The organism is Paenibacillus macerans (assembly GCF_900454495.1).
Lineage (GTDB): Bacteria > Bacillota > Bacilli > Paenibacillales > Paenibacillaceae > Fontibacillus > Fontibacillus macerans.
The window spans coordinates 3971901-3995570 of the sequence record NZ_UGSI01000001.1 but is presented as its reverse complement, the minus strand read 5'-3'; the positions used below and the strand labels follow the sequence as shown (position 1 = coordinate 3995570).

At 54.0% G+C, this 23670-nt stretch carries 28 protein-coding genes; all 28 read left to right on the top strand.

Annotated features, from left to right (window positions below; translation table 11 throughout):
* The first annotated feature begins 4 nt into the window (after positions 1–4).
* Entirely contained in the window at positions 5–274 is a 270-nt protein-coding gene (locus DYE26_RS17995; RefSeq protein ID WP_036625995.1) for an ATP synthase subunit D, read from the top strand.
* Entirely contained in the window at positions 267–584 is a 318-nt protein-coding gene (locus DYE26_RS17990; RefSeq protein ID WP_036625994.1) for a hypothetical protein, read from the top strand. Before DYE26_RS17995 ends, DYE26_RS17990 begins: the two co-directional genes overlap by 8 nt.
* Position 585: 1 nt before the next feature.
* Entirely contained in the window at positions 586–1155 is a 570-nt protein-coding gene (locus tag DYE26_RS17985; RefSeq protein ID WP_036625992.1) for a phage protein Gp27 family protein, read from the top strand.
* Positions 1152–1652 (top strand): antiterminator LoaP, encoded by a 501-nt coding sequence (gene loaP, locus DYE26_RS17980; protein WP_036625990.1) that lies wholly within the window; start codon positions 1152–1154, stop codon positions 1650–1652. Before DYE26_RS17985 ends, loaP begins: the two co-directional genes overlap by 4 nt.
* A 111-nt stretch (positions 1653–1763) precedes the next feature.
* Positions 1764–3494, top strand: a complete 1731-nt coding sequence (gene terL, locus DYE26_RS17975; protein WP_036625987.1) for a phage terminase large subunit — start codon at positions 1764–1766, stop codon at positions 3492–3494.
* Positions 3485–4987 (top strand): phage portal protein, encoded by a 1503-nt coding sequence (locus DYE26_RS17970; RefSeq protein WP_036625985.1) that lies wholly within the window; start codon positions 3485–3487, stop codon positions 4985–4987. Before terL ends, DYE26_RS17970 begins: the two co-directional genes overlap by 10 nt.
* A complete protein-coding gene (locus tag DYE26_RS17965) occupies positions 4984–5292 on the top strand; it encodes a hypothetical protein (protein ID WP_036625984.1) in 309 nt (102 codons plus the stop codon). Before DYE26_RS17970 ends, DYE26_RS17965 begins: the two co-directional genes overlap by 4 nt.
* Positions 5289–6296: a hypothetical protein gene (locus DYE26_RS17960; protein WP_036625981.1), complete on the top strand. Its 1008-nt coding sequence runs from the start codon at positions 5289–5291 to the stop codon at positions 6294–6296. The genes DYE26_RS17965 and DYE26_RS17960 overlap by 4 nt, the downstream gene beginning before the upstream one ends.
* Positions 6297–6431: 135 nt before the next feature.
* Positions 6432–7481 carry a hypothetical protein gene (locus DYE26_RS17955; protein WP_036625979.1) on the top strand — a complete coding sequence of 350 codons (1050 nt, stop codon included), beginning with the start codon at positions 6432–6434 and terminating at the stop codon, positions 7479–7481.
* A 14-nt stretch (positions 7482–7495) separates the two neighbouring features.
* The gene (locus DYE26_RS17950; RefSeq protein WP_051985698.1) at positions 7496–7897 is read left to right on the top strand and encodes a DUF2190 family protein; all 402 of its coding nucleotides are present in this window, start codon (positions 7496–7498) and stop codon (positions 7895–7897) included.
* A 15-nt stretch (positions 7898–7912) separates the two neighbouring features.
* Positions 7913–8944 carry a phage major capsid protein gene (locus DYE26_RS17945; protein WP_036625977.1) on the top strand — a complete coding sequence of 344 codons (1032 nt, stop codon included), beginning with the start codon at positions 7913–7915 and terminating at the stop codon, positions 8942–8944.
* Between the two features lie 78 nt (positions 8945–9022).
* Positions 9023–9388: a hypothetical protein gene (locus DYE26_RS17940; RefSeq protein WP_036625974.1), complete on the top strand. Its 366-nt coding sequence runs from the start codon at positions 9023–9025 to the stop codon at positions 9386–9388.
* On the top strand, positions 9389–9772 hold the full coding sequence (locus tag DYE26_RS17935) for a hypothetical protein (protein WP_036625973.1): 384 nt from the start codon (positions 9389–9391) through the stop codon (positions 9770–9772).
* Entirely contained in the window at positions 9772–10218 is a 447-nt protein-coding gene (locus DYE26_RS17930) for a hypothetical protein (RefSeq protein WP_036625971.1), read from the top strand. Before DYE26_RS17935 ends, DYE26_RS17930 begins: the two co-directional genes overlap by 1 nt.
* Positions 10218–11039, top strand: coding sequence for a 3'-phosphoadenosine 5'-phosphosulfate sulfotransferase (locus DYE26_RS17925; RefSeq protein WP_036625970.1), 822 nt, complete (start codon positions 10218–10220; stop codon positions 11037–11039). The genes DYE26_RS17930 and DYE26_RS17925 overlap by 1 nt, the downstream gene beginning before the upstream one ends.
* 1 nt (position 11040) lies before the next feature.
* The gene (locus DYE26_RS17920; protein ID WP_036625968.1) at positions 11041–11253 is read left to right on the top strand and encodes a YqzN/YkzM domain-containing protein; all 213 of its coding nucleotides are present in this window, start codon (positions 11041–11043) and stop codon (positions 11251–11253) included.
* Positions 11254–11256: 3 nt separating this feature from the next.
* On the top strand, positions 11257–12672 hold the full coding sequence (locus DYE26_RS17915; protein ID WP_036625967.1) for a phage tail sheath subtilisin-like domain-containing protein: 1416 nt from the start codon (positions 11257–11259) through the stop codon (positions 12670–12672).
* Positions 12673–12688: 16 nt separating this feature from the next.
* The gene (locus DYE26_RS17910) at positions 12689–13135 is read left to right on the top strand and encodes a hypothetical protein (protein ID WP_036625965.1); all 447 of its coding nucleotides are present in this window, start codon (positions 12689–12691) and stop codon (positions 13133–13135) included.
* A gap of 41 nt (positions 13136–13176) precedes the next feature.
* A complete protein-coding gene (locus DYE26_RS17905) occupies positions 13177–13668 on the top strand; it encodes a phage tail assembly chaperone (protein WP_036625964.1) in 492 nt (163 codons plus the stop codon).
* 183 nt (positions 13669–13851) lie between these two features.
* Positions 13852–17748: a tape measure protein gene (locus tag DYE26_RS17900; protein WP_036625962.1), complete on the top strand. Its 3897-nt coding sequence runs from the start codon at positions 13852–13854 to the stop codon at positions 17746–17748.
* Between the two features lie 11 nt (positions 17749–17759).
* The gene (locus tag DYE26_RS17890; RefSeq protein WP_036625959.1) at positions 17760–18401 is read left to right on the top strand and encodes a LysM peptidoglycan-binding domain-containing protein; all 642 of its coding nucleotides are present in this window, start codon (positions 17760–17762) and stop codon (positions 18399–18401) included.
* A gap of 11 nt (positions 18402–18412) precedes the next feature.
* Complete coding sequence (locus DYE26_RS17885; RefSeq protein ID WP_036625957.1) at positions 18413–19405, top strand: XkdQ/YqbQ family protein; 993 nt, start codon at positions 18413–18415, stop codon at positions 19403–19405.
* Positions 19402–19827, top strand: coding sequence for a hypothetical protein (locus DYE26_RS17880; RefSeq protein ID WP_036625954.1), 426 nt, complete (start codon positions 19402–19404; stop codon positions 19825–19827). The genes DYE26_RS17885 and DYE26_RS17880 overlap by 4 nt, the downstream gene beginning before the upstream one ends.
* On the top strand, positions 19820–20257 hold the full coding sequence (locus DYE26_RS17875; protein WP_036625951.1) for a DUF2634 domain-containing protein: 438 nt from the start codon (positions 19820–19822) through the stop codon (positions 20255–20257). Before DYE26_RS17880 ends, DYE26_RS17875 begins: the two co-directional genes overlap by 8 nt.
* Positions 20254–21351: a baseplate J/gp47 family protein gene (locus DYE26_RS17870; protein ID WP_036625948.1), complete on the top strand. Its 1098-nt coding sequence runs from the start codon at positions 20254–20256 to the stop codon at positions 21349–21351. Before DYE26_RS17875 ends, DYE26_RS17870 begins: the two co-directional genes overlap by 4 nt.
* A 4-nt stretch (positions 21352–21355) precedes the next feature.
* The gene (locus DYE26_RS17865; protein ID WP_036628790.1) at positions 21356–22132 is read left to right on the top strand and encodes a putative phage tail protein; all 777 of its coding nucleotides are present in this window, start codon (positions 21356–21358) and stop codon (positions 22130–22132) included.
* Positions 22133–22142: 10 nt separating this feature from the next.
* Entirely contained in the window at positions 22143–22532 is a 390-nt protein-coding gene (locus DYE26_RS17860; protein ID WP_036625945.1) for a phage tail-collar fiber domain-containing protein, read from the top strand.
* Between the two features lie 11 nt (positions 22533–22543).
* Complete coding sequence (locus DYE26_RS17855) at positions 22544–23620, top strand: phage tail protein (RefSeq protein WP_051985696.1); 1077 nt, start codon at positions 22544–22546, stop codon at positions 23618–23620.
* Positions 23621–23670: the final 50 nt, after the last annotated feature.

Below are 23670 nucleotides of genomic sequence, written 5' to 3'. Positions count from 1 at the left end.
AAGCGTGGAGTTCAATTGGTTGTTGCAATTGGCTACGACACTAGGGATCGGCGTCATAGGTTATTTTTTGAAAACGTCGATGACCGAGATCAAAGGGCAAATCAAAGAAAATGCCCAGCGCGTGGATAACCTTGAAAAAGAGCTGGACGACCTCCGCTCTGATCTTCCCTTTATCTATACAACTAGGGAAGATTTCATCAGGACCATGAACAACGTGGACAAAAAGCTCGACAAAATACACGACAGCATGATCGGAGGTGGCCGCAATGGATGAACAGACTTATCGCGGCGTTCAGCACAACAAAGCGGTTCGCGGATACATCATGCGGAGCCTGGCAAAAGGGCACAACAATTCTTTGTTGTGCCGCCAGCTTGTAAATGTGATGGTGAACGATGGCGTCATTATCAGCCCGGACATATCCAAGCACTTGGATTATCTGGTCGGCAAGGGATACATCGAATTTACAAACGACCGTATCAACAGCTACAACGCCTATGCCAATGATGCTGTGATCCGCTTGACGGTAGAAGGCATTGACCTCCTGGAAGGCTCCGTTCCCGACGATCCGGGAGTGGCGATCTGAGATGGGCGACCAACATAAAAAGCGGCGTGTGCGCTCTAAGGTGGACGAATTACCGATCCATTTAAAGGACCAGGTGGACGCCATGCTGCTGGACACCAAATACACGTATTACGAAATCGCTGAATTCCTGTATGATCAGGGCTTTGAAGTCTCGAAAAGCTCTGTCGGTCGCTATGCCCTCCGTGTGGGCCGGGCGACCCAGCGGCTTCAGGAAGCCCAGGAACAGACCAAGGCGCTGATCGAGCTGATCAAGAAAAACCCGGACGCGGATTACACCGAGGGCGGCTTGCAGATCATGGCCGGAGAGTTGACGAAGAAATTCGCCCAGGCCCAAGAAGAATGGGACGACATGCCACTGGACAAAGCGGCCCGCGTCATGGTTGCCCTGTCTCGCACTAAAATATACAAGGACAAGATCAAGGCCGACTTGGCCGAGAAAACGAAAATAGCGCTGGATGAATTTAAGAAAGAGGTTTACGCAGAGCTGGAGGGCGTCGAGCCAGAGCTGTGCGAACGATTGATCCAGGTTGCCAATCGGGTGGCCGAACGTTTGGAGGCGGATGAAGAATGAACTGGTACGTCCTCCACGTCCTGACCGGCGAAGAGCTGAACGTCCAGAAGAGGCTCGCCCGTACCGCGCCGCATATCCGAACGCTGGTCCCTCGGCGGAAGCTGATGGAACGACGACAAGGCAGTATGAAGGAAGTGTCTCGTCTTTTGTTTCCGGGGTACGTGTTCGCTTACACATTGCTAGACAATGAAAGCTATTACAAAATGATCGGCCCGGACGGCGTGATCGAAGTCCTGGGCAGACCGGACCCCGCCGCTGTGCCGTTCAAGGAAATGGCCCACGTCCTCAAATGGTGCGAGGATAGCCAGCTGATCGGGGTGTCCAAGGTACACGACGGCGACCGGATCACTGTCATCGACGGACCGCTGAAGAGTATGGAAGGACAGATCGTGCGTGTGGATCGGCGCAAGGGCCGGGCGCGGGTGCGGCTGACGTTGTTCGGGGAACCGAAGGAAATTGATTTTGGTATCGAAATGATTGAACAGGCACCGGAATGAAGCGGCACCTTGTTACGGCAGGGCCGGACTGATCGCCGGGAACACATGCAAGCCACAACCAGCGCCCAATAAGGCAGCCGGGTGGCGAAGCATGCCCGCCGGAGGTGACGCATGAGTATTCTAAAGGATTTTGCCAAAAAAACGGATAACGCCGCCCTCCAGGAGACGAAAGCCATTCGGCAGCTCTTGGAGGTGTATTTATATCGGGACGAGTCGCCCGAGCGCCTGGAACTGCGCAAGCAGTTCCGGGACGGCAAGCCGCTGACCGGGAAGCAGGGTTTGCGCCGGAAGCTCGGAGCGCTCGACCTGGAGTATTTCGGCAAGGCGTATTTTGGTCACTACTTTAACCGGGAAACGCCGGAGTTTCACCGCGAGTTAGACGAGCTATGGACGAAAGGCGTCCTGAAGGGCGTTGTCCCTATTGACAGCGAAGCGGCCAAGAAGGTCAACCAGCAACCGGGCAGCAAACAAGCCATCGCCGCCCCGCGTGGTCACGCCAAGTCAACGAACGTCACATTCAAAGACGCTGCCCATGCAACGCTCTATGAATACAAGCGGTATGTGCTGATCCTCTCCGACAGCTCCGATCAGGCCGAGGGATTCTTGGAACTGATCCGCGATGAATTCGAGGAAAACGCCGCGATCCGGGAGGACTTCGGCGACCTCAAGGGCAAAGTTTGGCGGAACGATGTCATCCTGACCAGCACCGGAATCAAGATCGAAGCCATCGGCAGCGGCAAAAAAGTCCGGGGCCGGAAGCATAAGAATTGGCGTCCTGACTTAATTCTGCTCGACGACATTGAGAACGACGAAAACGTCCTGACGCCACAGCAACGGAAAAAGCTGTCAAACTGGTTTTTCAAGGCGGTTAGCAAGTCCGGGGATACATATACGGACGTGTTTTATATCGGCACTATCTTGCACTATGACAGCTTGCTGGCGAACATCCTGCGCAATCCAGGCTATAAGACGCGAAAATATAAGGCTGTCCTCTCCTTCTCGCCTCGCAAAGACTTGTGGGACGCGTGGGAATTGATCCTGACCGACCTGGATAACGAAAGCCGGGAGCAAGACGCTCTTGCCTACTTCCAGGATCACCGGGAGGATATGCTGGCTGGAACACAAGTCCTTTGGGAAGCGAAGCTCTCCTATTACGACCTCATGGTGATGAAGGTCGTCGAGGGCGAAGCGTCGTTCAACTCCGAGGAACAGAACGAACCGATCAACCCGGAGGATTGCCTGTTCAACGAAGAATGGCTCGACTTTTACAACCCGCTGGCCCTGGACTTTACGGTCGGCTTCGAGTTTTTCGGGTTTGTCGATCCGTCCCTGGGCAAGACCAAAAAAAGCGACTTCTCGACGATCCTGACGCTTGCCAAACATACACGGACCGGCTACATGTACGTGCTGGACGCCGACATCGAACGGCGGCACCCCGACGCTATCATAACCGATGTCATGGAAAAGGAGCGCTGGCTGCGCATGAGTTTCGGGCGCGGCTACACCAAGCTGGGTTGTGAGACGAACCAGTTCCAATGGTTTTTGAAAGAGAAGATCGCGGAGAAGTCCGCCGAGCTGGGGCTGTATCTCCCTATCGAGGAAGTGAATCAGAACACCGATAAAACGATGCGCATTCAAACACTCCAGCCGGATGTGAAGAACAAGTACATCAAATTTGATGCACGTCATAAGCGGCTGCTGGAGCAGCTTAAACAATTCCCGATGGGCGCACACGACGACGGGCCGGACGCTTTGGAAGCTTGCCGGACGATTGCGAAAAGCACGGGCGTCCTGGATAACAAGCTGCTTGGCGTGTTTAGGAGGTTGAGAATATGGGGTTAGGCGCATGGTGGCGGCACGCTGTTGGCGAAATCTCCAAGCTGCGCAGCCGGGTTAGCGCAATGGTTGGCCTGGGTTTCTCCAGCTACAAGCTGGATAGTCGCCGGGTCGATTACGCCCTAGCTCGCAGCCTTTACGACAATGATGCCGAGCAGTACAAACTTGGTGCGGGTTTTTGTAGGCCGATCATCAACGTCAAGGCTGGTTTTATGGGGGTCCCCTCTTTCCACTCGGAAGATGGGGAGGCGAAAGAGGTTGTGAACAAATTTTTCTCCGAGCAAACCTCTAAAATGAACCGGACGCACAAAAAGGCGCTGCTTGAAGGTGACTGTTTTGTCTGGATCAGGCGTGAAACGACGGATGCAGCTCTGTATCCCGAAACCGGGTCGCGTCTTGTATATACGATCATTCCGAACGAGGAAGTGAATTCGATTAACCGTAACCCGATGACGGGCCAGATCGAGGAATACGTCCTGGTGTCCAACATGGAATGGACAGACGAAAACGGGAACCGCAGGAACACAAAGGTCACGCAATGGATCAGCGCCGAACGGCGGAGGATTCGCCTGGAAGGCGATACGATCCCTGGCTTTCCTTCAGAACACGAAGAGCCAAATTTACTCGGCTTCATCCCAATCGAACACTTTGCCAATGAAAAGGACGAAACGCGCCTGTTTGGGCAAAGTGAGCTGGAAGCCATCGAGCCATTTTTAAAGGCGTATCACGATGTTATGCTGCATGCGCTGCAAGGAAGCAAGATGCATTCCACGCCGCGCTTGAAATTCAACCTCAAGGACGTGGCCGCGTTCCTTCGAAATAACTTTGGGATCGAAGACCCGGCCAAGTACGCCCAGGAGGGAGGCACCATCTCCCTGGATGGTAAAGAATTTTTGATTATGACCGAGGGCGAGGACGCGGGCTTCATCGAAGTTCGCAGCTCCACCGGCGATGCGGCAAGCCTGCTGAAGCTGATTTATTATTGCATCGTGGCTGTGTCGGAGACACCGGAATTCGTCCTGGGCGTACACACGCCCAGCAGCTTGTCCAGCGTCCAGGAGCAAATGCCGGTATTCGTCCGCAATATCAGCCGCAAGCGAGCTGACTTTGCGAGCAACTGGCAGCGGCTTGCCCGCGTGGTGCTAGCGATGACCAAAGCAGACACCGGCCAGGAATTCGAAACGTTCGCCACGTCGCTTGAATGGGAAGAGATTGACCCACGCGACGAGAAGGAGCTGGCCGACACGATCAACGCCCTGACGCAAGGGCTGAACACGGCCATTCAAGGCCGGTTCTTGAGCGCCGATTCTGCCGCCGAATTCCTGCGGGCCTACATCCCGACCATGCAGGAGTATGATTCCGACGATCCCAAAGCGGATACCGAGCGTCAGCGGATCATCAAGAACCTTGTGGAACGTGAACGCCTGGCCGACGGTGCGCTGGGACTCGGCGAAATCAATGCGATCAAAAAGGAGCTTAAGAAAGGCGGTGCCGCATGAAATACCATCTGATGCAGCCGGTTATGATTATTTCGGACACGCTCAATTACGGTCTGCCTGTCGGATCGCTGGCCTACGTGGTCATGATCGAGCCACGCGGCTTCTTCGGGACGCCCTACTTTATCCGGGTGCCGTCTGAGCAAAAGGAATACTGGTCGCCGGAATGCGACCTTGAGCCTGCCGCTGACTGGATCGCCAAGGAAAGTGACAACGTGATCCGCGACGCCTTGATTGACTTCGCGCTGGTGACCGGCAATAAGGCACTGTTTGAGGCACAGGCCAGGCAGGGAGCGAAACGGGAATGAATCGCAACGAGATCAATCAAATCAAACGAATTACAGGTGAATATGCGCCCGAAGCGCTCAAGGCCCGGCAAGCGTGGCTAGAGCTGCGGCTGCGCCAAGACCCGGAAATTCGCAAGTTGTTCACCCGGCTGGCCGACGCGATTGCCGACACGCTGCGGCAAGGAGGTTCTGGCCCGGCGGACGACTGGCTGCTTGGTGCCATCGAAGGCCAACTCCGTTATCTGATTACCGAACTGCGAGAAAACCTTACGAAGACGCTGCACGGCCATATCGCGGCTGCGGTGGAGATCGGAAGCCGATTCAACAGAGCCGTTACCATCGATTTGATGACGCAAAAAATTTCCATCCCCCGTATCACCAAAAGCGGCCTGGAACAAATGTTTGTACGGGTAAATGAAGCAGCGGTCCGCGCCCACATCGAGCGAACCAGCTACGGCATGAAGCTGTCAGATCGCATATGGGACACGTCAAACGGCGCAGGCGAAGTGATCCGCAACATCATCCAGGACGGCATCGCCAGCGGGCGCGACGCCATCGAAACGGCCCGCGCTCTGGAGGGATATGTTCGGAGTGACGCAAACGTGATGTCCAAATATTACGAAGGCATGCAAGAACGCATGAAAGGCCGGGTGCCGGATGATTTAAGTTACCAGGCGCTTCGAACGGCGCGGACGGAAACAACCGCAGCCTTGGGGCAAGGCAGCATCCGGTCGGCGAGGGCATCACCGAGCTGTACGGGGATCAAATTTTGTTTATCCACCGCTCACCGGATAAGGGATAAATGCGACGAACTGGCGAGGCAGGATTTCGGAATGGGCCCAGGTGTCTACCCACTGGACGATCCCCCTCCCTACCCTGCGCACCCGAATACGCTGTCCTATCTCGTCGAGATACATCAGCAGGTGGACAACTTCGTCCGTCAGCTCCGGTCATGGATCGACGATCCGGCCAGTCAACCGGGGTTAAACGACTGGTACGCTACCGAATATCTGGGGGCGTCCTAAATCACCGTCTGTGCGATTTGTCGGTGTGCCCCGTCCGAATCTATACCGAACAGCTTATACCCCCGTTATAACGCGTTATAACGCCGTTTCCGGGGCTATTGAACAGGTTGACCCTGACAAGGAGGTGAGAAAAGGATGGGAAAAGCGAAAAATAAACTGGTTTTGCTCCCGGCGCTGATTGCTGGCGAGATGCAGCCCCAGGACATTCCGCTCGCCCCTGGCGTTAACCTGGAAGCGATCAAGTCCGGCGACGAGGACCCGCTCGAAGTTGTGGTCGAAGTCCCCGCAGGCAAATCAACCCGAGGCTGGAATTACAAGCCCGAGTCCTTGCAGGCGATTGTCGATCACGTTAACCGATACACCCTTTCAGGCTTTTTGGGACATCAAAAGCCGGAAGAAGTCGCGAACAAATTTGACCCACCCGTCACGCATTGGGTCGGGGCGCGCATGGAAGGAACGCGGGCTTTATTCCGGGGCGTGGTGGATGCCGCAGCCAAGGACCTGAAGCGCTGGATTCGTTCCGGCAGGATTAAACAAGTCAGCATTTACGGATTGCCCAAGCTTCAAACAGTTGCCGGGGAAACCGAGGTAATCGACTACAAACCGCTGTCCATTGACTGGACGCCGCTTGACCGCTCCGGCATGCCGACGCGGATCGTGGCCCTGGGTGAAATGGACGAATTTGACGAAGGAGGAACCGACATGGGTTGGAAAGAATTGCTTGCACAGCTCAAGGTGAAACTGGCCGCTGGCGAGGTGACCCTACAAGACATCATCGCCGCGTTGGATGCGGACACCGCCGCCAAACTGGAGCTGCTCGACAAAGTGAAGCAAGCGCTTGGCGTGACCGAGGACGGGCAATTGCTGGCAAGCGTGGAGCAAGCCGTGAAGGCGCTCAAGGACAACCAGCAGGCCGCGTTGGGTCAAGAAGTGAAAGACGCGGTCCGGGAAAAAGTTTCCGGTGAAATGGCGCAAACCTTGATTGCAAGAATGATCACGCCGAAGCAAGGACAAACGAAAGAAACGATTGTCGGCGAGATCGACAGCCTGCTGGCAGACGATTCTATCAAGGCGATGGTCAGCCAGATGCAAGTCGGGACGCCGTCGTTTATCGGTGGTTCCGCCAAGGATAACCGCCAACAACCTGGCAGCTCGTCCGTGCAAACGGATAGCGTGCCGATCTAAGGAGGGAAAACGCGATGGATACAAGATACCAAGGCAATCCGGCTCCGGTCACGGCTCACGCGCTGGCCCGCTCGAAGGTTAGCGACGGCAAGTCCGTTACAGTGACAGTGCCGCAGAACACGACCGTCACCGCCGGGGAATGGGTTTTGTTGGATGGCTTTTTCGGCCTGGCGATGCAAAATGTCGTAACTGGTGCAGGCGAAACCAAAGAGTTGGTGCTGACGATTGAGCAAGCGGAATTTGAAACCGATCAGATCAGCACCAGTCAGACGTTTGCGAAGGGAGCGGCCCTCTACTGGAACGCCACGACTAAAAAAATCACCGAAACCGCGACGGATAATCGGCTTGTTGGCCGCGTGACCAATGGCAAAGATGCGAACAATGTCATTTGGTTCCTACTCGGTCCGCAGGCATAAGGAGGGTAATCAATCATGTTCAAAGTCATATCGTTTGAGAGTGAAAAGGCGAAGCGTCGGCAGGGAACCATTGAAAGCCGAGTTCCTTTCGTACTGGACGGCCAGCGGTTCGAAGCGATCAAGAAGATCGTCAACGGGGAAATGTCAATCCCCCGCTGGGCCAAGCCGGTGGGCGAAATGCTGTCCTTGGGCAGCGCCGAAAGCTTCAAGGAGCTGCTGGGCAAAGTGGCCCTTGATGTGGAGCTGGGCCGCGAAAAGGTTCCTTTGCTGTACAAGGAAATCTATGAACTGATTTCCGATGCTAACTTGCCGGAGTTGCTGGATGCCAAATGGGCATTGTCCGGCGCGGTCATCTTTGCCGAACATATGGAGGGCCAGGAAGTGAAATTCGGCTCGGTGCGCGCGGAACAAGGTCCGACCGCTCGGATCGTGACGTATAGCGCGGCCTTTGAATACACCAAGCAAATGATCGACTTCAACCGTACATTTGAAATTGACATCATGAACCGGGCGATGGGCGAAGGTTACAATGCCCTGCTAAATCATATCCACCTTTCTCCTATCGTTTCGTTCACGTACAAACCGGCGAACAAAACGGCGTTTCAGGGTAAGGAGGGCGAAGAGCGCTGGGTGTCCATCTGGCGGACGTTGGATGCTGCCACCAGTTCGGCAGGAACCGCAAAGCGTCAAGGCAGCATCCTGCTTGCCAATAGTGCAGACCGGAACGCCATCGAAACGGCGCTGAAGGGCTTCACTTATAACGGGACAACCTACGCAGCAATCAGCGGTATCACGACGGTCATTTACTATGACGGCTATTCGGTCACGGTCGGCAAGAAGGAACATACCTATGCGGGCGTAGCGCCTGGAAAGGCGTACCTGATTCGCGGCAAGCGTGGTTTCAAAGAGCTTTTAAAACGGGATTTACAGATCGAAACGACGCAAGGCGATTTATCCCGCCTGGTGCAAGCTCAAATGATCGGCTACGCTTATCGCGGCGTGTATGCAGCCATCGAAGAAAATGTTCAGGAGATCGCGCTGCAATAGCGCCATTATCAAAAATTATCAAAATAATTGACAAAGGAGCCGGGTTTGCTCGGCTCTCTTTGGCGTGGGGGGTTGCATGTGACACCGTCCAAAGAGGTTCGCGAGGAACTCCGTGAGTTGCTCGATGAGGAAATACCTAAGGGCGGTACCGATAAGGATACCGCCTTTACCGACGCCCGGTTGGACCGGCTGATCCAGTCGGCGTCAAACCTTTATGCCGCAGCCGCTGAAGGATGGCGGCGCAAAGCAGCTAAGATTCAAAAACGGCTTGGTGACATTGCTTCCTATACGACAGGTGCAGAACAATACGAACGGGTCGATCTTTCTAAGGCACTTGCTGCGGCCCTCAAGATGGCCGAGACATTCGATGGTATGGCGCAAGCTCCCCCGTCTAATGCGGCAGGAAGTTTTATGCTATCCGTCAAGCGCCCGGAGGTGTTTTAAATGATCGACGCGGCAGTCAGAAAGGCCCATATCGGCTGGAATATCCGTCAAAACCCAACGGAAGTCACCATTGGCGTTACCCAAAAGGTGAAGTCGGGCGGCGGGTTCGAGGAAATCAAATCACAGATCGGTCCACTAACCGCGCGCATTTTCGTAGAATCGCGGGAACGGGCGGAAATCGTCTCTGAAAAGGCGGGCCGAAAAGAGGTAAGTGATAGCTACTCCCTGCTTGCCGACTACACGGCCAACCTACCGAGCGGGCCAGATGTTACCCAGGAATTCGAAGCCTATCCGCACGGGAAATTTCGGATCACATCTGTTCATCCGCAGATTGTGCAAAACGAAATATGCGGCTATGTATGTGACCTAGAAAGGACGAAGTGATGTCGATCCTGGATGAAGTTCGGGCTAAAATCGAACGCCGTAAGGTGGCGACGCTGCTTGTTGCCAAGCATGTCGGTAAGATCATGGAAGGCGACGCGAAGCAAAAAGCGTCCTGGGAGGATCGCACCGGCCACACCCGGCAAGGAATCCAAGGTGGTGCAGATGTGCGTCAGGTCGGCCAAAAAGACCGAATGGTGGTTGTTTATTTGGCACATACGATGCGTTCCGGCGGGTATCTCGAAACCGGAACCGGCTTATACGGCCCGAAGAAACGTGTGATCAAGCCGAAGAACAAAAAGGCTCTCCGCTTCCCAGTTGGCGGCGGTCAATACGTGATCGCCAGGTCGGTCAAAGGGATGAAACCAAGGCCGATCATTAAACCGACCGTGCAGCGTCATATCGGTACGCTGCGCAAAGCGGTGCGTGATGTCTGGAGGGATACATGATGCGCGGATTGATTCGTCAACAGCTCATTGATCAAATCCCCGTAATCGGTGGCCGCATTTTTGAGACGGATGCGGCAGCGGCGGACGAGGAAAAGCCATATCTGGTCATGACCAAAGGGTCTGAATCGGATGAAAACGACTGGGCGGGAAACAGTACGCTAATCGAGGTTTGGCCGTATGTGGCACACACGCAATTCAAGCATGTGGATAGCCTCGTCTCTGCTGTGATTGACGCCCTCGATCACCGGCTACTAACGGACAGCATCACCGGCGAAGTGATCTTGTGCCGGTTTACCGGCTCGACCAGCGCGGACATGCTGGACGAAAAGTTCGACGCCATAACACGGGGTGTCCAGTTTGAGGTGTTTTCCCTCGGCTGGCTGCTGCATGTTCCGGTGGAGCCAGATCCCGCATCAGCATTATCGGCCTGGACGGCGCAACGGTTTCCGAGCATGCAGACGGACCCGCGAAGTTGGAATCCGTCGGACGAGACGCCCGCCCTGTATTGGAGACTTGATGCAACCCGCAGCGTTCAAACGATGCCCTGGGGGGCGTGGATCGACGCGACCATGCGTGGGCATATGCTCGTGCCCAACGCTCCCGCCCGCAATGGATGGCTGGATCGGACCGTGCGGCAACTCGCGCTTGACGGCCAGGTCACCATGCAGGATCAGTCCCGCATGATGATCCAGCGCGTCAATGCGGACAGTTCCCTGGACCCGTTTCGCGCCGGACAAATCGCGCTCGACGTGCGGTTTGGCATCCTCCGCCCCGCCATGCACGCTGAACGCCTCAACCATATCCATATTGGAGGTGCATAGCATGTCAGATTCCACAAAGGAAAAACAGGATAACAAAGTGCTAAAGAAGAAAGCTGAACCGGCGTACACCAAAACAGAAATTTTAGCCGCGGCCCATGTATTTGGGGTAACCGTGGATGTGATGGCCGGTGCGCTTCGGCGGGTGGACAAAGAACAGCTCACCCGCGCCGAAATCGAAAAGGCTATACAGAACTTTAAAGGGAAGCAGGTGTAACCCATGCCAGGAGCTACTTTTGTATTAGGCGAGCAAAAGGTTCGCCCGGACGTTTACATCCGTTGGCACAACGCTGGCGGTGCCCGTATCGTGACCGGTACAGTCGGCGTAGCCGCTGCGGTGGTCAAGTCAAATTGGGGACCGCTGGGCGAAGTGATCACCATCGAGGCCGGGAATGTCGCGGAAAAACTCGGTAGCGGCTACGGGCCAGATACGGTTAATGAGATGTTTATAGGTGGAGCCAGCACCGTACTGGCGGTACGTGTTGGTACGGGTGGTTCGCAGGCCAAGCTTGAGCTGGAAAACACCGCCGATCCGGGAGTCAAAGTCGTCCGGTTGCTCACCAAGTACCCGACGACAAGGCGGCTTACCGCGACGATTCGCGATACGCTGGAAGACCCGGCATCCCGCGAGTTGCTGCTGCACGAGGAAACCCGACAGCTTGAACGGCTGCTGTTTGCCAAAGGAGCAAACGAGGCGGCTCACCTTGTCGAGGCGGTTAATTCCGGCAGTAAGTTTTTGACGGCCATCAAGCTGGCCGACGGCAGCGAGCTGGACGAACTGCTGGACGTGCCGCTTAAGGACGGCGCTGATCCAACCGTCACCGGCATTGACTATGCGGATGCATTTGTATTACTGGAGCGCAAGTTTTTTGATACGATCACCGTCGATTCAGAGGACGTGGGTGTACATGCCTCCCTCCATTCGTTCGTTAAACGAATGCTTTCCGAGGGCGGAGGGCGTTTAATCGGCGTGGTTGGCGAGCCGACCAGCGTTGCCTTTGAGACGCGGAAGCAGAACGCTAAGGCATTTAACGACTTTGCCATGGTTTATGTTGGAAATGGATTTTCGACCGCAAGCGGCAAATTGGAAGGCGCAAAAGCGGCGGCTCGCGTCGCTGGGGTGATTGCCTCCAGCGCATACAATGCCAGCTTGACCCATGTTCCAATGACCGGTTCGATTGGCGTCATCGGCGAGCTGACAAATGCGCAGTACAAAGAAGCGATTCTATCCGGCATGCTGACCTTCTCGCTCAACCCCGACGGCTTGGCGCAAATTGACTATGGCATTAATACCAAAGTCACGCTGCTGGCCGACGAGGACGAAGGTTGGAAGAAAATCCGCCGGACCCGGACCCGGTACGAACTGATTGACCGGATCATTTTGACGCTCCACCCGTACCTTGGCAATTGGACAAACAATGATGATGGCCGCGCTTTTGTGATCACCATAGCAAACGGGATTATCCAAATGATGATCCGTGAGGGTGGGCTGGAAAGCGGGCAATTGATCGTGGACCCGGACACCCCCCCGCAAGGTGATTCGGCTTGGTTCCGGTTTACGGACCTCGTGGACTTGGACAGCATCGAAAAGCTGTACATGGATTTCGGGTTCCAATTCTCGCCGCAATCGGCATAAGGAGGCTTAAACAGCGATGGCAACTGATGCAAGATATATTTTCCGGGATTGTGTCCCGGACGGGAGTATTGACTTAGCAAATGTACAACCTGGCGAGATCATTCAGCGGTCGTGGTCCTTCCGCGTCAATACACCGCCGGAACTTCAACAGACGCTCGATAACGGCATGTTGGATTTTCGCAACATCCTTCGTGGCTACAGCGGCGAGTTGTATGACGGCGACGGAAACTTTTTGGCGGAGATTAACACCTGGCAGGCGCAGTTTAACATCACCAACAGCGATTATCAGCCCGCCGGGCAAAAGCATACCTGGGCGCTCATGCAAAGCTATACCATGACTCTTACCTTTACAGAGACGGTTATCCGAGATGCTATCTTATTGCAAAAGCTGGTTGATAGCTTGCGGTCGCAAGCACCGGACGCGGTATTCAACTTTACCGGCGTTCTGCGGATTCCCAAATAATAAACCCCGATATTCAACATTAAAAAACGGAGGTAATAACAATGGATAAAGAAAAGCAATTGCAGCCAGAAGAACTGTTGGAGAACGAAACCGACATCTTGCGTGGGCTGCTGGAGGCCGCAAGCGACACGGTCGAAGATCGGAAAACTATTGAAGTTTCCCGCAAAGGCAAGGTCCTTTTCCGCTTTCGTATTCGTCCGTTATCCGAAGAAGAATACAATGCTTGCCGGGACAAGGCCACGAAGTACAAAAAGAATCGTCGCCTGGGCGGAATCAAAATGCCGGAAGACACAGATGCCGCTCGTTATCGGTCTAACCTGATCTATGAAGCAACCGATTCCGAAGACCGCAAAAAGGTCTGGGACAATAAAAAAGCTTGGGAGCAGCTCAATGTCCTTAGCGGGGTGCAACTGATCGACAAAGTTTTGCTACCTGGCGAAAAGGAAGCGATCATCGAACAGATCGACCGGCTCTCCGGGTATGACCTTGATGATGAAGAGGACAACGAGGCTGAAGAAGTTGTAAAAAACTGATTCGGGCAGGAGGAAAAGCAACCCTCCTGCACCACATCTTTCAGCGCCAGGGAAAGCTCCCGAGCGAAATCATGAAGCTGCCCGAAGGTGAGCGGCTTTTTTGTTTTGCCTCCATGTCGATGACCTTGGAAGCCGAAGCCGAAGAACGGCGAGCTATACTGGCGAAACAAAAGGGGTGATCGCATGGCTGAAGAAGTATATCGCATAGAAATACCGGTAACGGTCGAAGATCATTCCGAACCCGGTTTATCTAATGCGGAGAAAAAAGTCAGTCGTTTTGACAAAATTGTTGAGAAAACAAAAAAGCGGCTTGATGGTATGAACCGAAGCCGCTGGCAGCTCGCGATCTATGCCTTGGATCGGGCTTCTAATGTGATCCGGCAAGTTGGATCATATGCCCGGCGCATGGTCGGCGGGACATACCGCATTACTGTACGAGTACTTGACCTTGCCACGCGCCCCTTGCGCGCGATTGTCCGAGGAATGACCTCGACACTTGGTTTACTCGGCCTTGGCGCTAGCGGCGTTGGTGGGATCGTTATACCCATTAGCCTTGCCGATGATTTTTCCCAGGCACAGATTGGCTTTGAAACCATGCTAAAGAGCGTGGGTAAAGCTCAGAAGCTGATGGCGGAAGTGCAGCAATTTGCGAAGGATACGCCATTCGGCCAAAAGGAAGTCATTGAGCAGGCTAAAGGGCTGCTTGTACGCGGATTCGGTGCAGATGAAATTATCCCGATGCTGACGCAGATCGGTAACGTTTCTGCGGCAATGGGTGGGGGTACAGAATCGATAGAGCGGATCGTTTATGCGCTCGGTCAAATGCGTGCCCTTGGTCGGGTTTCTGCCGAGGATATGAATCAACTTACCGACGCGGGCGTGCAAGCGTGGAAGTATATCGCCGAAGGTATGGGGATGTCCATTGCTCAGGTTCGCAAGCTCTCCGAACAAGGCTTACTACCCGCTGATAAGGCTATTCAGCTCATTCTCAAAGGTATGGGCGAATTTGACGGCATGATGAGCAAAACCGCTAATCTGACCGCCCGAGGCTTGGCGGGTCAAATTATGGATGCTTTCAGTATTCAAATCTTGATGCGCTGGGGTAAGGGATTGCAAAGTGCAGTTATCCCCCGACTTCAAAAGGTCAATGAATGGCTGGGTAACAACCAGGACAAGCTCGAACGCTGGGGCGATACTTTGGAGAAAACCGCCAAGGAAGGCGCGGACTGGGTTTTGCGGCGCTTGGAAAATGCCTTCGGCTACATCCAGCGGCGATACTTGGATAACCCGGAATTCAACCGACTGGACTTTGCCGGTAAAATCCGATTCATTTTCAATGACTTGAACAGTCTTTTCATGGAATGGTGGCAAAGCAAGGGCCAGGCTCAAGTTGAAAAGATTTCGGGGAAAATCGGAGCTGCGATTGGCGGCGGGCTTGGCGGGTTTATTATGGCTGCTTTGGGAGTCGCTGATCCTGATAAATTGAATGAATCACCGTTTATCCAAGCGGGCGCGACGGCAGGACACTCTTTTCTTGAAGCGTTCCTCGAAGCGTTTGACGCCGGGAAGATTGCGGAAAAAGCCAAAGAAGCATTCTTGAATATACAACCGACATGGCTAGGCGGCGAAACAAGCAGTCCAATGGGCCAAGCGTTAGCCTTGCTATTTGACGCTTGGATGATATCGAAAATCGGAAAGATACTCAAAGGACCGGCGACAGCTGTTAAAGGGATGTCAAAAGGAGCCCAAACAATTACGCGGTGGTTTAAAGGAGGCTCTTCCGTTGCCGAGACAGCTACCACAGCAGCAGCCACAACCGCAGCGGCCACCCGGACGACCGCCACCGCTGCCGAGACTGCCACGCGCTCACCGTGGTATAAACGTTGGTTCGGTGGCTCTAAAGGCACGACCTCGACACCTTCGACTGTTCCGGCAGGACCGGCGGCAAACCTACCGGAGAACTACCGTCCGGCAGGCAAACAGTTTTGGAATAACATCCCGCTGGATCGCACGTATAGCCGCGACGAAGTTGTAAGCATGGCGAACAGCGGCCAACTTCAACGCTTCAATGAATTGGAAAAGGCGTTCGGTTCTGTCCCAACCCCCAAAACGAGCTGGTGGAAAAGCTTGTTTAAAGGTGGTGGCAAGGGGCTTGGTCTCTTATCCCGAACAGCGGGCAAGCTGGCGCTTCCGTTATCTATCGGCCTGGACGTGGCGAGTATCGCGACCGCTGCCCCTGGGACCGAACGGAATCGTGCCATTGGCGGAGCGGTTGGCGGCTGGGGCGGTTTTGCGGCTGGAGCTGCGGGAGGTGCTGCTGTTGGTTCGGTGGTGCCTGGCCTTGGAACTGCGGTCGGCGGCTTGATCGGCGGCATCATCGGTGGCTTGGGCGGCGGTGCGATTGGCGACTGGATCGGCAGCAAGGGCGAAGAGATTTCAAATTGGTTCAGCTCTACGCTGTGGCCGTCACTGAAAGATGGTGCGAGTGCGACTTGGACTTGGATTTCAGATACTGGTCCGAAATCCATCGCCAAAGGCGTCGGCTTTGCTGTTGGCTATATCGGTGAGACCTTGTTCAATGGTGAATGGTGGAATGAGAAATGGAGCGCGGTGGAAGCCTGGTCCGATGCATCGTGGGAAGGGGCAAAACAAACCTGGAACAATGCTATTTCAGCTATTGAAGCGACAATCTTTTCCGGCGAATGGTGGTCCGAAAAATGGCAAGGCGTGCAGACCTGGGCAGCAAACTCCTGGGAGGGCGCTCAAGAGATTTGGAACAGCGCCCTCAATGCCATAAATAACACGCTGTTCAATGGCGAATGGTGGCAATCGAAATGGGACAACGTCAAAGGCTGGGCCTCCAGCGCCTGGGAGAGTATCAAAGGCGGCTGGGGCAAGTTTTGGGACAAGATCGGCGGTGCCTTTGAGGAAGGTAAGGAAGCCGGTCAGCAAGCCGCCGGAGGCGGTGCGAAAGCCTATGCCCGTGGCGGGTTCGTTACCCGGCCCCATATCGGCCTTGTCGGTGAAGCTGGCCCGGAAGCGATCATTCCCCTTTCGGCAGGCAAGCGCGACCGGGGGCTTGATCTTTGGGAACGTGCCGGGCAAATGCTCGGCGTTCGTCCGTATGCCAACGGTGGGATTGTAGGATCAAGTCTTTCTGGGGCTAAAAACTTCATTGATAAAAATAATGACACCATCGGTTATGGTGCCGGATACGCCGAAGGCATTCATTCATCTTTTAAATCCGTGAGCAATCAACGACAAAAAAGGTACGAAAAGCGGATGACTTCGGCCACATCCGAAGCCGAAAAGATTGCAAGACGTAGCGAAGGCCATGAACTGCGTCGTGCCATTAAGCAAGCTAAGAAATTTACCCGAGTTACCAAGTTGGTGGGCAAATTCGTTCGACCTGTTGGATACGCGATGGATGCCTGGGATATTGTTACCGCCGCGCCAAAGGATCGCGGTCGTCAGATTGCAAAAGTAGCCGGTGGAATTGGTGGTGGTATCGCAGGTGGAGCCGCTGCTGGTGCTTTGCTCGGCACATTCTTAATGCCGGGTGTCGGAACGGCCATCGGCGGCGCGATCGGCGGCCTGATTGGTGCAATGGCAGGCGAAAAACTCGCGACAGGGCTTTATGACAGCATTTTTGGCCGTCGAAACAAGCATAAAAAATATGCGCGTGGCGGCTTTATCACCCAGCCGCATTTCGGACTGGTCGGCGAAGCCGGGCCGGAAGCCATCATCCCCCTTTCGTCTGGAAAGCGGGATCGAGGTCTTGACCTTTGGGAGCGCGCTGGGCGCATGTTGGGCGTTCGTCCATACGCTTTCGGAGGGATCGTTGGCCCTGTAACTGCGCCTGGTGCGCCTGTCTTCGCCCCGGTTGCTCCGATGGCCCCGGGTGGGGCTACGTCGGGGCAGACCATTAACCTGGGTGGCATCCAGTTCTCAATTACAGTGGAGAATGGAAACGGTCAGGGTATTATTGAAGCCATTCGCGAACACGGTGATGAGATCGCCGACGAGATTGCGGAGAAGATCGGCGCACGTCTGGACGAATCGACGAATAACAGCGTGTAGGTGGTGATATCATGGACTTCTATTTGAAAGATGAAACTGGCAAGCGGCTGCATTTCCCAATGAACCCGGAACGCATAACCGCCGCCACCACTGCCCGTATTCAAACGTTTGAAGCCATTGAGCTAGGCGAGTATGCTTTGCCGCGCGGCTCCATGTTGGTGCGTATAACATTTGAGGGTCTTCTGCCCGGTGCGACTCGGAAGGATACGTCACTGGTTAAGTCGTGGCGCGATCCTCGGATCATTGCCGGGGAGTTGTCCGGTTGGCGAAACGCGGGAACGAAGCTGCGGCTGCTAGTGACGGAAACCCCGTTCAATCATGATGTGTACATCCAGACGTTTGAACACACCTGGGCGGGCGGTCATGGGGATATGCGTTATTCGCTGGAGCTGGTGCAGGCAAGGGATATCTTGATCCGTACCGAAGGACAAACCAAATCAAAGTCCATGGCGAAAGCTCTCTCGCCCTCTCGCTCCCTACCTGCATCGGCCAAAACGCATACCGTTGTGGCCGGTGACACACTTTGGGGGATCGCTAAGAAGCATCTCCGTGACGGTGCGCGGTACACGGAAATTTATAATTTGAACAAGGCGTTGATCGGTCCTGATCCTAACAAGATCAAGCCCGGTCAAGTGTTGCGCCTGCCTGGTTAGGGTGGTGCTACATGATCAATATTTCGAAAATCAAGTACGATATTGCCGTTCTTCTACCCCAGGGAGAGCGGCTTTCTTTAACCAACGTCGCTAATGGATTAAGTTGGTCAGAGCAGCCCGGTGAACTGGCAGTAAGCCTGCAATTCCGAATATTAAACCAAAAGCTAGGTGATGGCTGGCTTCACAAAAAGCTCCCCCTTGGAGCTAGGACGCTACTGCGGGCCGATTGGGGCGAGGGCTGGCAAGAGATTAACCAGGGGATCATTTTCGACTGGGAATATGAAAACGATTCAGTCGGCTCTCTTAACGTCAAGTCATACGACATACTGATCTATCTCCTGCGCAGCAAGGATGACCGATACTATCCAAACGGTACGAAGGCCCGTGTTATCGTCGAGGACATCGCCAAAGCCTGGAACATCCCCATCGGGCAGAACGATTTGCCGGACACGGCACTATCGAAACAGGTATTCCGAGGGGATACCCTCGGAGCGATGCTTGATAAGGTGCTGGAGCAAGTAAAGAAGCGCGGCGGACAAAAATACGTCGTTCGCGCAAGCGGCGGTAAAATTAATATCTTGCGTCAGGGACAAAACAAGACGGTATACCGATTTGAGGCAGACATCGTCCGCCGGATGACAGACAAACAGGACATTGAGGACCTCGTTACCCGTGTCAAAATAATTGGCAAAGAAAACAAGGCCGGACGCGCTCCGGTCGTTGCCACCTTGGACGGCAAGACAGAATTCGGCATCCTGCAAGATGTGATCTATCGTGAGCAGTACGATACCGCAGCCGCAGCTAAAGCAGCCGCCCAAGAGGTTATAAAGGAGCGCGGCAATCCGCGAAAACGGCGGACGATTGTCTCCCCTGACCTTCCGTTCCTGCGCCGAGGGGATAAAATCTTTGCCTCGGTCGGGACTATCGAAGGTCATTTTGTTATTGTGGGTATCCAGCACGATGCAGATACCCGCACCATGACCATGGAGGTTGAAGCGATATGAAAGGAAAAGGAGTGAACCGGTTGGCACAAGCGATTGACAACCGGACAGACAAACGGACCGCCGCCCCGCCGTCTATGGATTTAGGCACCATCACAGACGATGGGTTGAAGCTGGACCAGTTCGGGCCAGTCATTCCGCGCAGCGGCTACTTGATTGCAGAATGGATGGTGAACGCTCACTTCCCGACCAAATCCCGAATCTATCGGACGGCCTCGCCTATTGGACCGACCGGCGAGGATACACCGGATACAACCTATTCACAAGAAGCTCGCCTGGACTTTCTTGGAGGCGAAGATGGCGGGCATGTTCCTTCCATGGAGTTGCGGTTTTCCCCTTCTCTTCAGACAGGGGATCGCGTCCTGGTGTTGTGGGTGCGGGACGATCCGGTCGTGGTCAGTAAGGTGGTGCCAGCGGATGACTAACTTGTTTCCGACGTTTGACATGCCTGACCTTGTTGTGGACAACAGCCCCAATACGGTTCAGTATCCAGAAAGTCCGCTATATGACTTTGATGCCGGGGATTATGTCACCGACGGCGCAGGACGGTATGTGATGGCGGACGGCCATACTGCCTGGGCGCAATGGTGTCAAAAGGCAGTGCTAACAGATCGTTTCGCCTGTTTGGCCTACTCAACCGATTACGGTTCAGAGGCGCGTGCTGCCCGACGGCAACCAACGCGGGCAGCGGTGCAATCGGAAATGGAACGATCAATAACAGAAACGCTCCTGGTCGATCCTCGCACCCAAGCGGTGCAGGATTTTGAATTTCGTTTCGAAGGTGATTCCGTATGGGTTGCCTTTACGGTGGTTCCCGTGATCGGGCAGGAGCAACGTTTAGAGGTGAAGATATGACGGAACTCCCTCTTTTTTTACAGGACGAAACCGAAGAGGTTATCCGGGATAGGATGCTTTCGCGGCTTCCAGAAAACTTGGATACATCCGAAGGGTCTTTCTCCTGGGACATACTTGAGCCTGCGGCTATCGAGCTTACATTGGCCGCAGATTGGGCGAAAGAAGTTTTGCGTCGTGTGTTCGTGTCCACCACGTTCGGGGAATATCTGGATGAGAAAGGCGCGGAACGCGGCATCTCTCGCCGTCCCGCCGTTGCCTCACGGTCGTCAGGTGGTGCTGTACAATTTATTGGCGATCCCGGCGCATCTGTCCCAGCGGGATACATTGTAACAACGGAGGCAACGGATTCGAGCCCGGCCATTTTGTACCGGGTGCTAACGGCTATCACCTTGTCCGACAAACGAGAGGGGATTACCGATGTTGAGGCTGTGGAGCCAGGTCGGTCCGGGAACATCCCGGCGGGAGCGATCCGTCACCTGTCTGACCCGCTTCCCGGTATCAAGTCAGTGACCAATTTAAAACCCATCGAAGGCGGCGCAGACATTGAAAGCGACGATTCGTTGCGCGAGCGTTACTTTCTGGATGCACGAACGCCACCAGGCAGCGGTAACCGAACGGATTACGTGCGTTGGGCCTTATCGGTGCCGGGGGTCGGTAACGCGCTATGTATCCCATTATGGGATGGTCCCGGCACCGTCAAGGTGGTGCTGCTTGGTCAGGATGGACAGGCGGCTCCTGCTGTAGTTGTGGAGGCGGTTGCCGAGCATCTGACCACTGTTGCGCCGGACGTAGCCTTGGTTACGGTTATTCCGGCAAAAGAAATACTGATCGATATTTCCGTGACCGTTTTGCTTGCCTCAGACTCCACTGTCGATCAGGTAAGACGGATGATCGAAGACGGTGTACGCAATTATTTAAAGGGGCTAGCGTTTCGCGATCCGATTGTACGGTATGCCCGGATCGCAAACATTATCCTGGACATTCCACTAATCCTAGACTACCAAAATTTTCTTGTATCTGGCGGCCAGGAAAATATTGAGGTTGTCCAGGGCGATGTGGCTGTACTAGGGACGGTGAACGTGCGTGAGGCTTGACGAGATGATAAGCCGACGTGGTCCGATCATGCTCGGGTATTTACAGCGACATTTTTATAGGGACTCAAGACGCATGTTAGAGATTCTGGACACTGTCGGGATCGAACTAGATGGTGTTTGGTTTACCTTCGATGACATCCTAGATCAATGTTTCATTGATCGAGCTACCTGGGGGCTTGATATATGGGAGGAAGAGCTTGCCCTTAAAACTAACCTTACCGATAGCTACGAAGTACGTCGCTCACGGATCAAAGCAAAACTTATTGGCACAGGCACATTTACAAAACAAAATATTCTGAATCTCGCGAACGCATTCAGTAGAAAAAAGAACGCTAAGTATCTGCCATTATATGAGCAATACGCTTTTCAATTAATCTACGAAATCGGCGACCTGATTAGCTACGGTGATCTAAAGGCTGCTTTTGAACTGGTAAAACCAGCCCATCTTGCTTTACTGGTGTATATAGTTGCACACTTCGAAATTCATAATTCCATCCGGCAAGTATCCCGCCTACGCCTCCATTGTCGAGTTCCCTTTTTTGGGGGACGGCCATGGTACTTGGATGGCCTGCAACAACTCGACGGAAGCGTGAGCTTGATAGGCTGGACTGGAGAACGACAGCGGAACCGCCAACGGCTGGAAATCAGGACATCACGACACATTGAGAACAGACAGACTGGAATAGTGAAGGTCCGGCAAAATTACTGGACGCTGGACGGTAGCGTTACGCTGGATGGTAGCCGCCTGTTGAGCTCCCAGGAAAATATACTTGAGGTATAGGAGGTAGAACATGGCAGATCAAGTATGGACCGTCACCACGGCATATGCACGGGAACAAATGGCCCGTGCAAGGGCAGAAGGGACAGCCCTGACGAAGGTGGTTAAAATGGCTTTTGGGAGCGGCGGAGTAGATCAGGCCGGTAATCCCCTGCCAGTGGATGGGACGGAACAAACACTGAAGCACGAACTCCTTGTGAAGGACATCTCCAGCTATGAATTCATTGCTCCCGCAACAATTCGGTACATCTGTTCTCTAGCCGAGAATGAGTTGGCCGGGGCAAAAATTAATGAGCTTGCGCTTGTCGATACTGCTGGCAAATTTACCGCAGTTCGTACGATGACCAACAAGGAAAAGGATGCAGATATGGAGTTCATTTTTGAGATTGACGATATCTATTAAGGAGGGAGAACATGGATATCAAAGAACCACGAAAATTTGTTCCTACGGACCAGGGACATGCGGACGTGCTGAACATCCCGATAACGACATTATATGAGAATGATCAAGAGCTGGCCGCCCAAGTAGAAAGCATCCGTTCAGACCCGGCAGGCAATGGGGTAGTTCCGAAAGAGGCTTTCGATCAGTACAAGCAAGAGACACAGACGCAGATTAACACGGCTTTGCAAACGGCAAAGGATTATACGAAGGACTATGCAGCTCCCAAATCGCACACTCACCCCACATCTGACCTGCCAAGTGCCAGCACGCAAACTCGCGGTATCGTGCAGCTTAATACATCTACGAGCAGCACGGCCACGGACCAAGCTGCTACACCGAGCGCGGTCAAGGCGGCTTATGACGCAGCAAATGCGGCGGCTGCAGCAGCTGCGTCGGCCCAGAGCAAATCGGATGCTGCCAGCAACGCCGTAGGCCCGCTGACATCTTTGCTCACATCACAAAAAGGCAGTGCGGTGGCCGCAATAAATGAGATTTTTCAATCTGGGGTTGACGCAAAAAATCAAATTGTGGGCGCCGTCAACTCCAAGCTGGGTGTGGGAGCGTCCACAAGTGACCCGTGGGCTACAATAGCCCAAAAGATCACAGGCTCGAAAGCGGTACGATCTATCTTCGGTTTTGGATCGTCTGTGGAGTGGGGTATGCAAAGAAATGCTGGATACGCAAGTGCAAATTACCCTCCAAGTTATGATAGGGTTGAGCTAGATTTAGGCTCCGGGGCCGACACTAAAGATTGTTATCTATATACCCTAACACCTATAGACCTTACTGGCGTGACACAAATCTATTGCCTCGGCGTACAGCAAATCAACAGATTGGGTAGCGACATCGCTAGGGTGGTTGTTGACCCGGTGCAGCACGGAAGTTACAGCGGAGGGACTGTCGTCGCTTCAAGTGATATAGAGTTTCATGGTAGTGGATATCAGCTAGATGCTAGTATATATACAAGATTAACTGGTCGGTACTATCTAAGAATACATGCCAGAGGGACGTCGGGAAAATTGTGGCTATATAAGATGTTGCTTGTATAGTTGCTTGATGCTGACGACGAATAGGCGTATTTATCCTTATAACCGTTTGA

What these genes read in the sequence shown, in the direction of transcription:
- DYE26_RS17990 (WP_036625994.1), top strand. Translation starts at nt 267, where the DNA reads ATGGATGAACAGACTTATCGCGGCGTTCAGCACAACAAAGCGGTTCGC.
- DYE26_RS17985 (WP_036625992.1), top strand. Translation starts at nt 586, where the DNA reads ATGGGCGACCAACATAAAAAGCGGCGTGTGCGCTCTAAGGTGGACGAA.
- loaP (WP_036625990.1), top strand. Translation starts at nt 1,152, where the DNA reads ATGAACTGGTACGTCCTCCACGTCCTGACCGGCGAAGAGCTGAACGTC.
- terL (WP_036625987.1), top strand. Translation starts at nt 1,764, where the DNA reads ATGAGTATTCTAAAGGATTTTGCCAAAAAAACGGATAACGCCGCCCTC.
- DYE26_RS17970 (WP_036625985.1), top strand. Translation starts at nt 3,485, where the DNA reads ATGGGGTTAGGCGCATGGTGGCGGCACGCTGTTGGCGAAATCTCCAAG.
- DYE26_RS17965 (WP_036625984.1), top strand. Translation starts at nt 4,984, where the DNA reads ATGAAATACCATCTGATGCAGCCGGTTATGATTATTTCGGACACGCTC.
- DYE26_RS17960 (WP_036625981.1), top strand. Translation starts at nt 5,289, where the DNA reads ATGAATCGCAACGAGATCAATCAAATCAAACGAATTACAGGTGAATAT.
- DYE26_RS17955 (WP_036625979.1), top strand. Translation starts at nt 6,432, where the DNA reads ATGGGAAAAGCGAAAAATAAACTGGTTTTGCTCCCGGCGCTGATTGCT.
- DYE26_RS17950 (WP_051985698.1), top strand. Translation starts at nt 7,496, where the DNA reads ATGGATACAAGATACCAAGGCAATCCGGCTCCGGTCACGGCTCACGCG.
- DYE26_RS17945 (WP_036625977.1), top strand. Translation starts at nt 7,913, where the DNA reads ATGTTCAAAGTCATATCGTTTGAGAGTGAAAAGGCGAAGCGTCGGCAG.
- DYE26_RS17935 (WP_036625973.1), top strand. Translation starts at nt 9,389, where the DNA reads ATGATCGACGCGGCAGTCAGAAAGGCCCATATCGGCTGGAATATCCGT.
- DYE26_RS17930 (WP_036625971.1), top strand. Translation starts at nt 9,772, where the DNA reads ATGTCGATCCTGGATGAAGTTCGGGCTAAAATCGAACGCCGTAAGGTG.
- DYE26_RS17925 (WP_036625970.1), top strand. Translation starts at nt 10,218, where the DNA reads ATGCGCGGATTGATTCGTCAACAGCTCATTGATCAAATCCCCGTAATC.
- DYE26_RS17920 (WP_036625968.1), top strand. Translation starts at nt 11,041, where the DNA reads ATGTCAGATTCCACAAAGGAAAAACAGGATAACAAAGTGCTAAAGAAG.
- DYE26_RS17915 (WP_036625967.1), top strand. Translation starts at nt 11,257, where the DNA reads ATGCCAGGAGCTACTTTTGTATTAGGCGAGCAAAAGGTTCGCCCGGAC.
- DYE26_RS17910 (WP_036625965.1), top strand. Translation starts at nt 12,689, where the DNA reads ATGGCAACTGATGCAAGATATATTTTCCGGGATTGTGTCCCGGACGGG.
- DYE26_RS17905 (WP_036625964.1), top strand. Translation starts at nt 13,177, where the DNA reads ATGGATAAAGAAAAGCAATTGCAGCCAGAAGAACTGTTGGAGAACGAA.
- DYE26_RS17900 (WP_036625962.1), top strand. Translation starts at nt 13,852, where the DNA reads ATGGCTGAAGAAGTATATCGCATAGAAATACCGGTAACGGTCGAAGAT.
- DYE26_RS17890 (WP_036625959.1), top strand. Translation starts at nt 17,760, where the DNA reads ATGGACTTCTATTTGAAAGATGAAACTGGCAAGCGGCTGCATTTCCCA.
- DYE26_RS17885 (WP_036625957.1), top strand. Translation starts at nt 18,413, where the DNA reads ATGATCAATATTTCGAAAATCAAGTACGATATTGCCGTTCTTCTACCC.
- DYE26_RS17880 (WP_036625954.1), top strand. Translation starts at nt 19,402, where the DNA reads ATGAAAGGAAAAGGAGTGAACCGGTTGGCACAAGCGATTGACAACCGG.
- DYE26_RS17875 (WP_036625951.1), top strand. Translation starts at nt 19,820, where the DNA reads ATGACTAACTTGTTTCCGACGTTTGACATGCCTGACCTTGTTGTGGAC.
- DYE26_RS17870 (WP_036625948.1), top strand. Translation starts at nt 20,254, where the DNA reads ATGACGGAACTCCCTCTTTTTTTACAGGACGAAACCGAAGAGGTTATC.
- DYE26_RS17865 (WP_036628790.1), top strand. Translation starts at nt 21,356, where the DNA reads ATGATAAGCCGACGTGGTCCGATCATGCTCGGGTATTTACAGCGACAT.
- DYE26_RS17860 (WP_036625945.1), top strand. Translation starts at nt 22,143, where the DNA reads ATGGCAGATCAAGTATGGACCGTCACCACGGCATATGCACGGGAACAA.
- DYE26_RS17855 (WP_051985696.1), top strand. Translation starts at nt 22,544, where the DNA reads ATGGATATCAAAGAACCACGAAAATTTGTTCCTACGGACCAGGGACAT.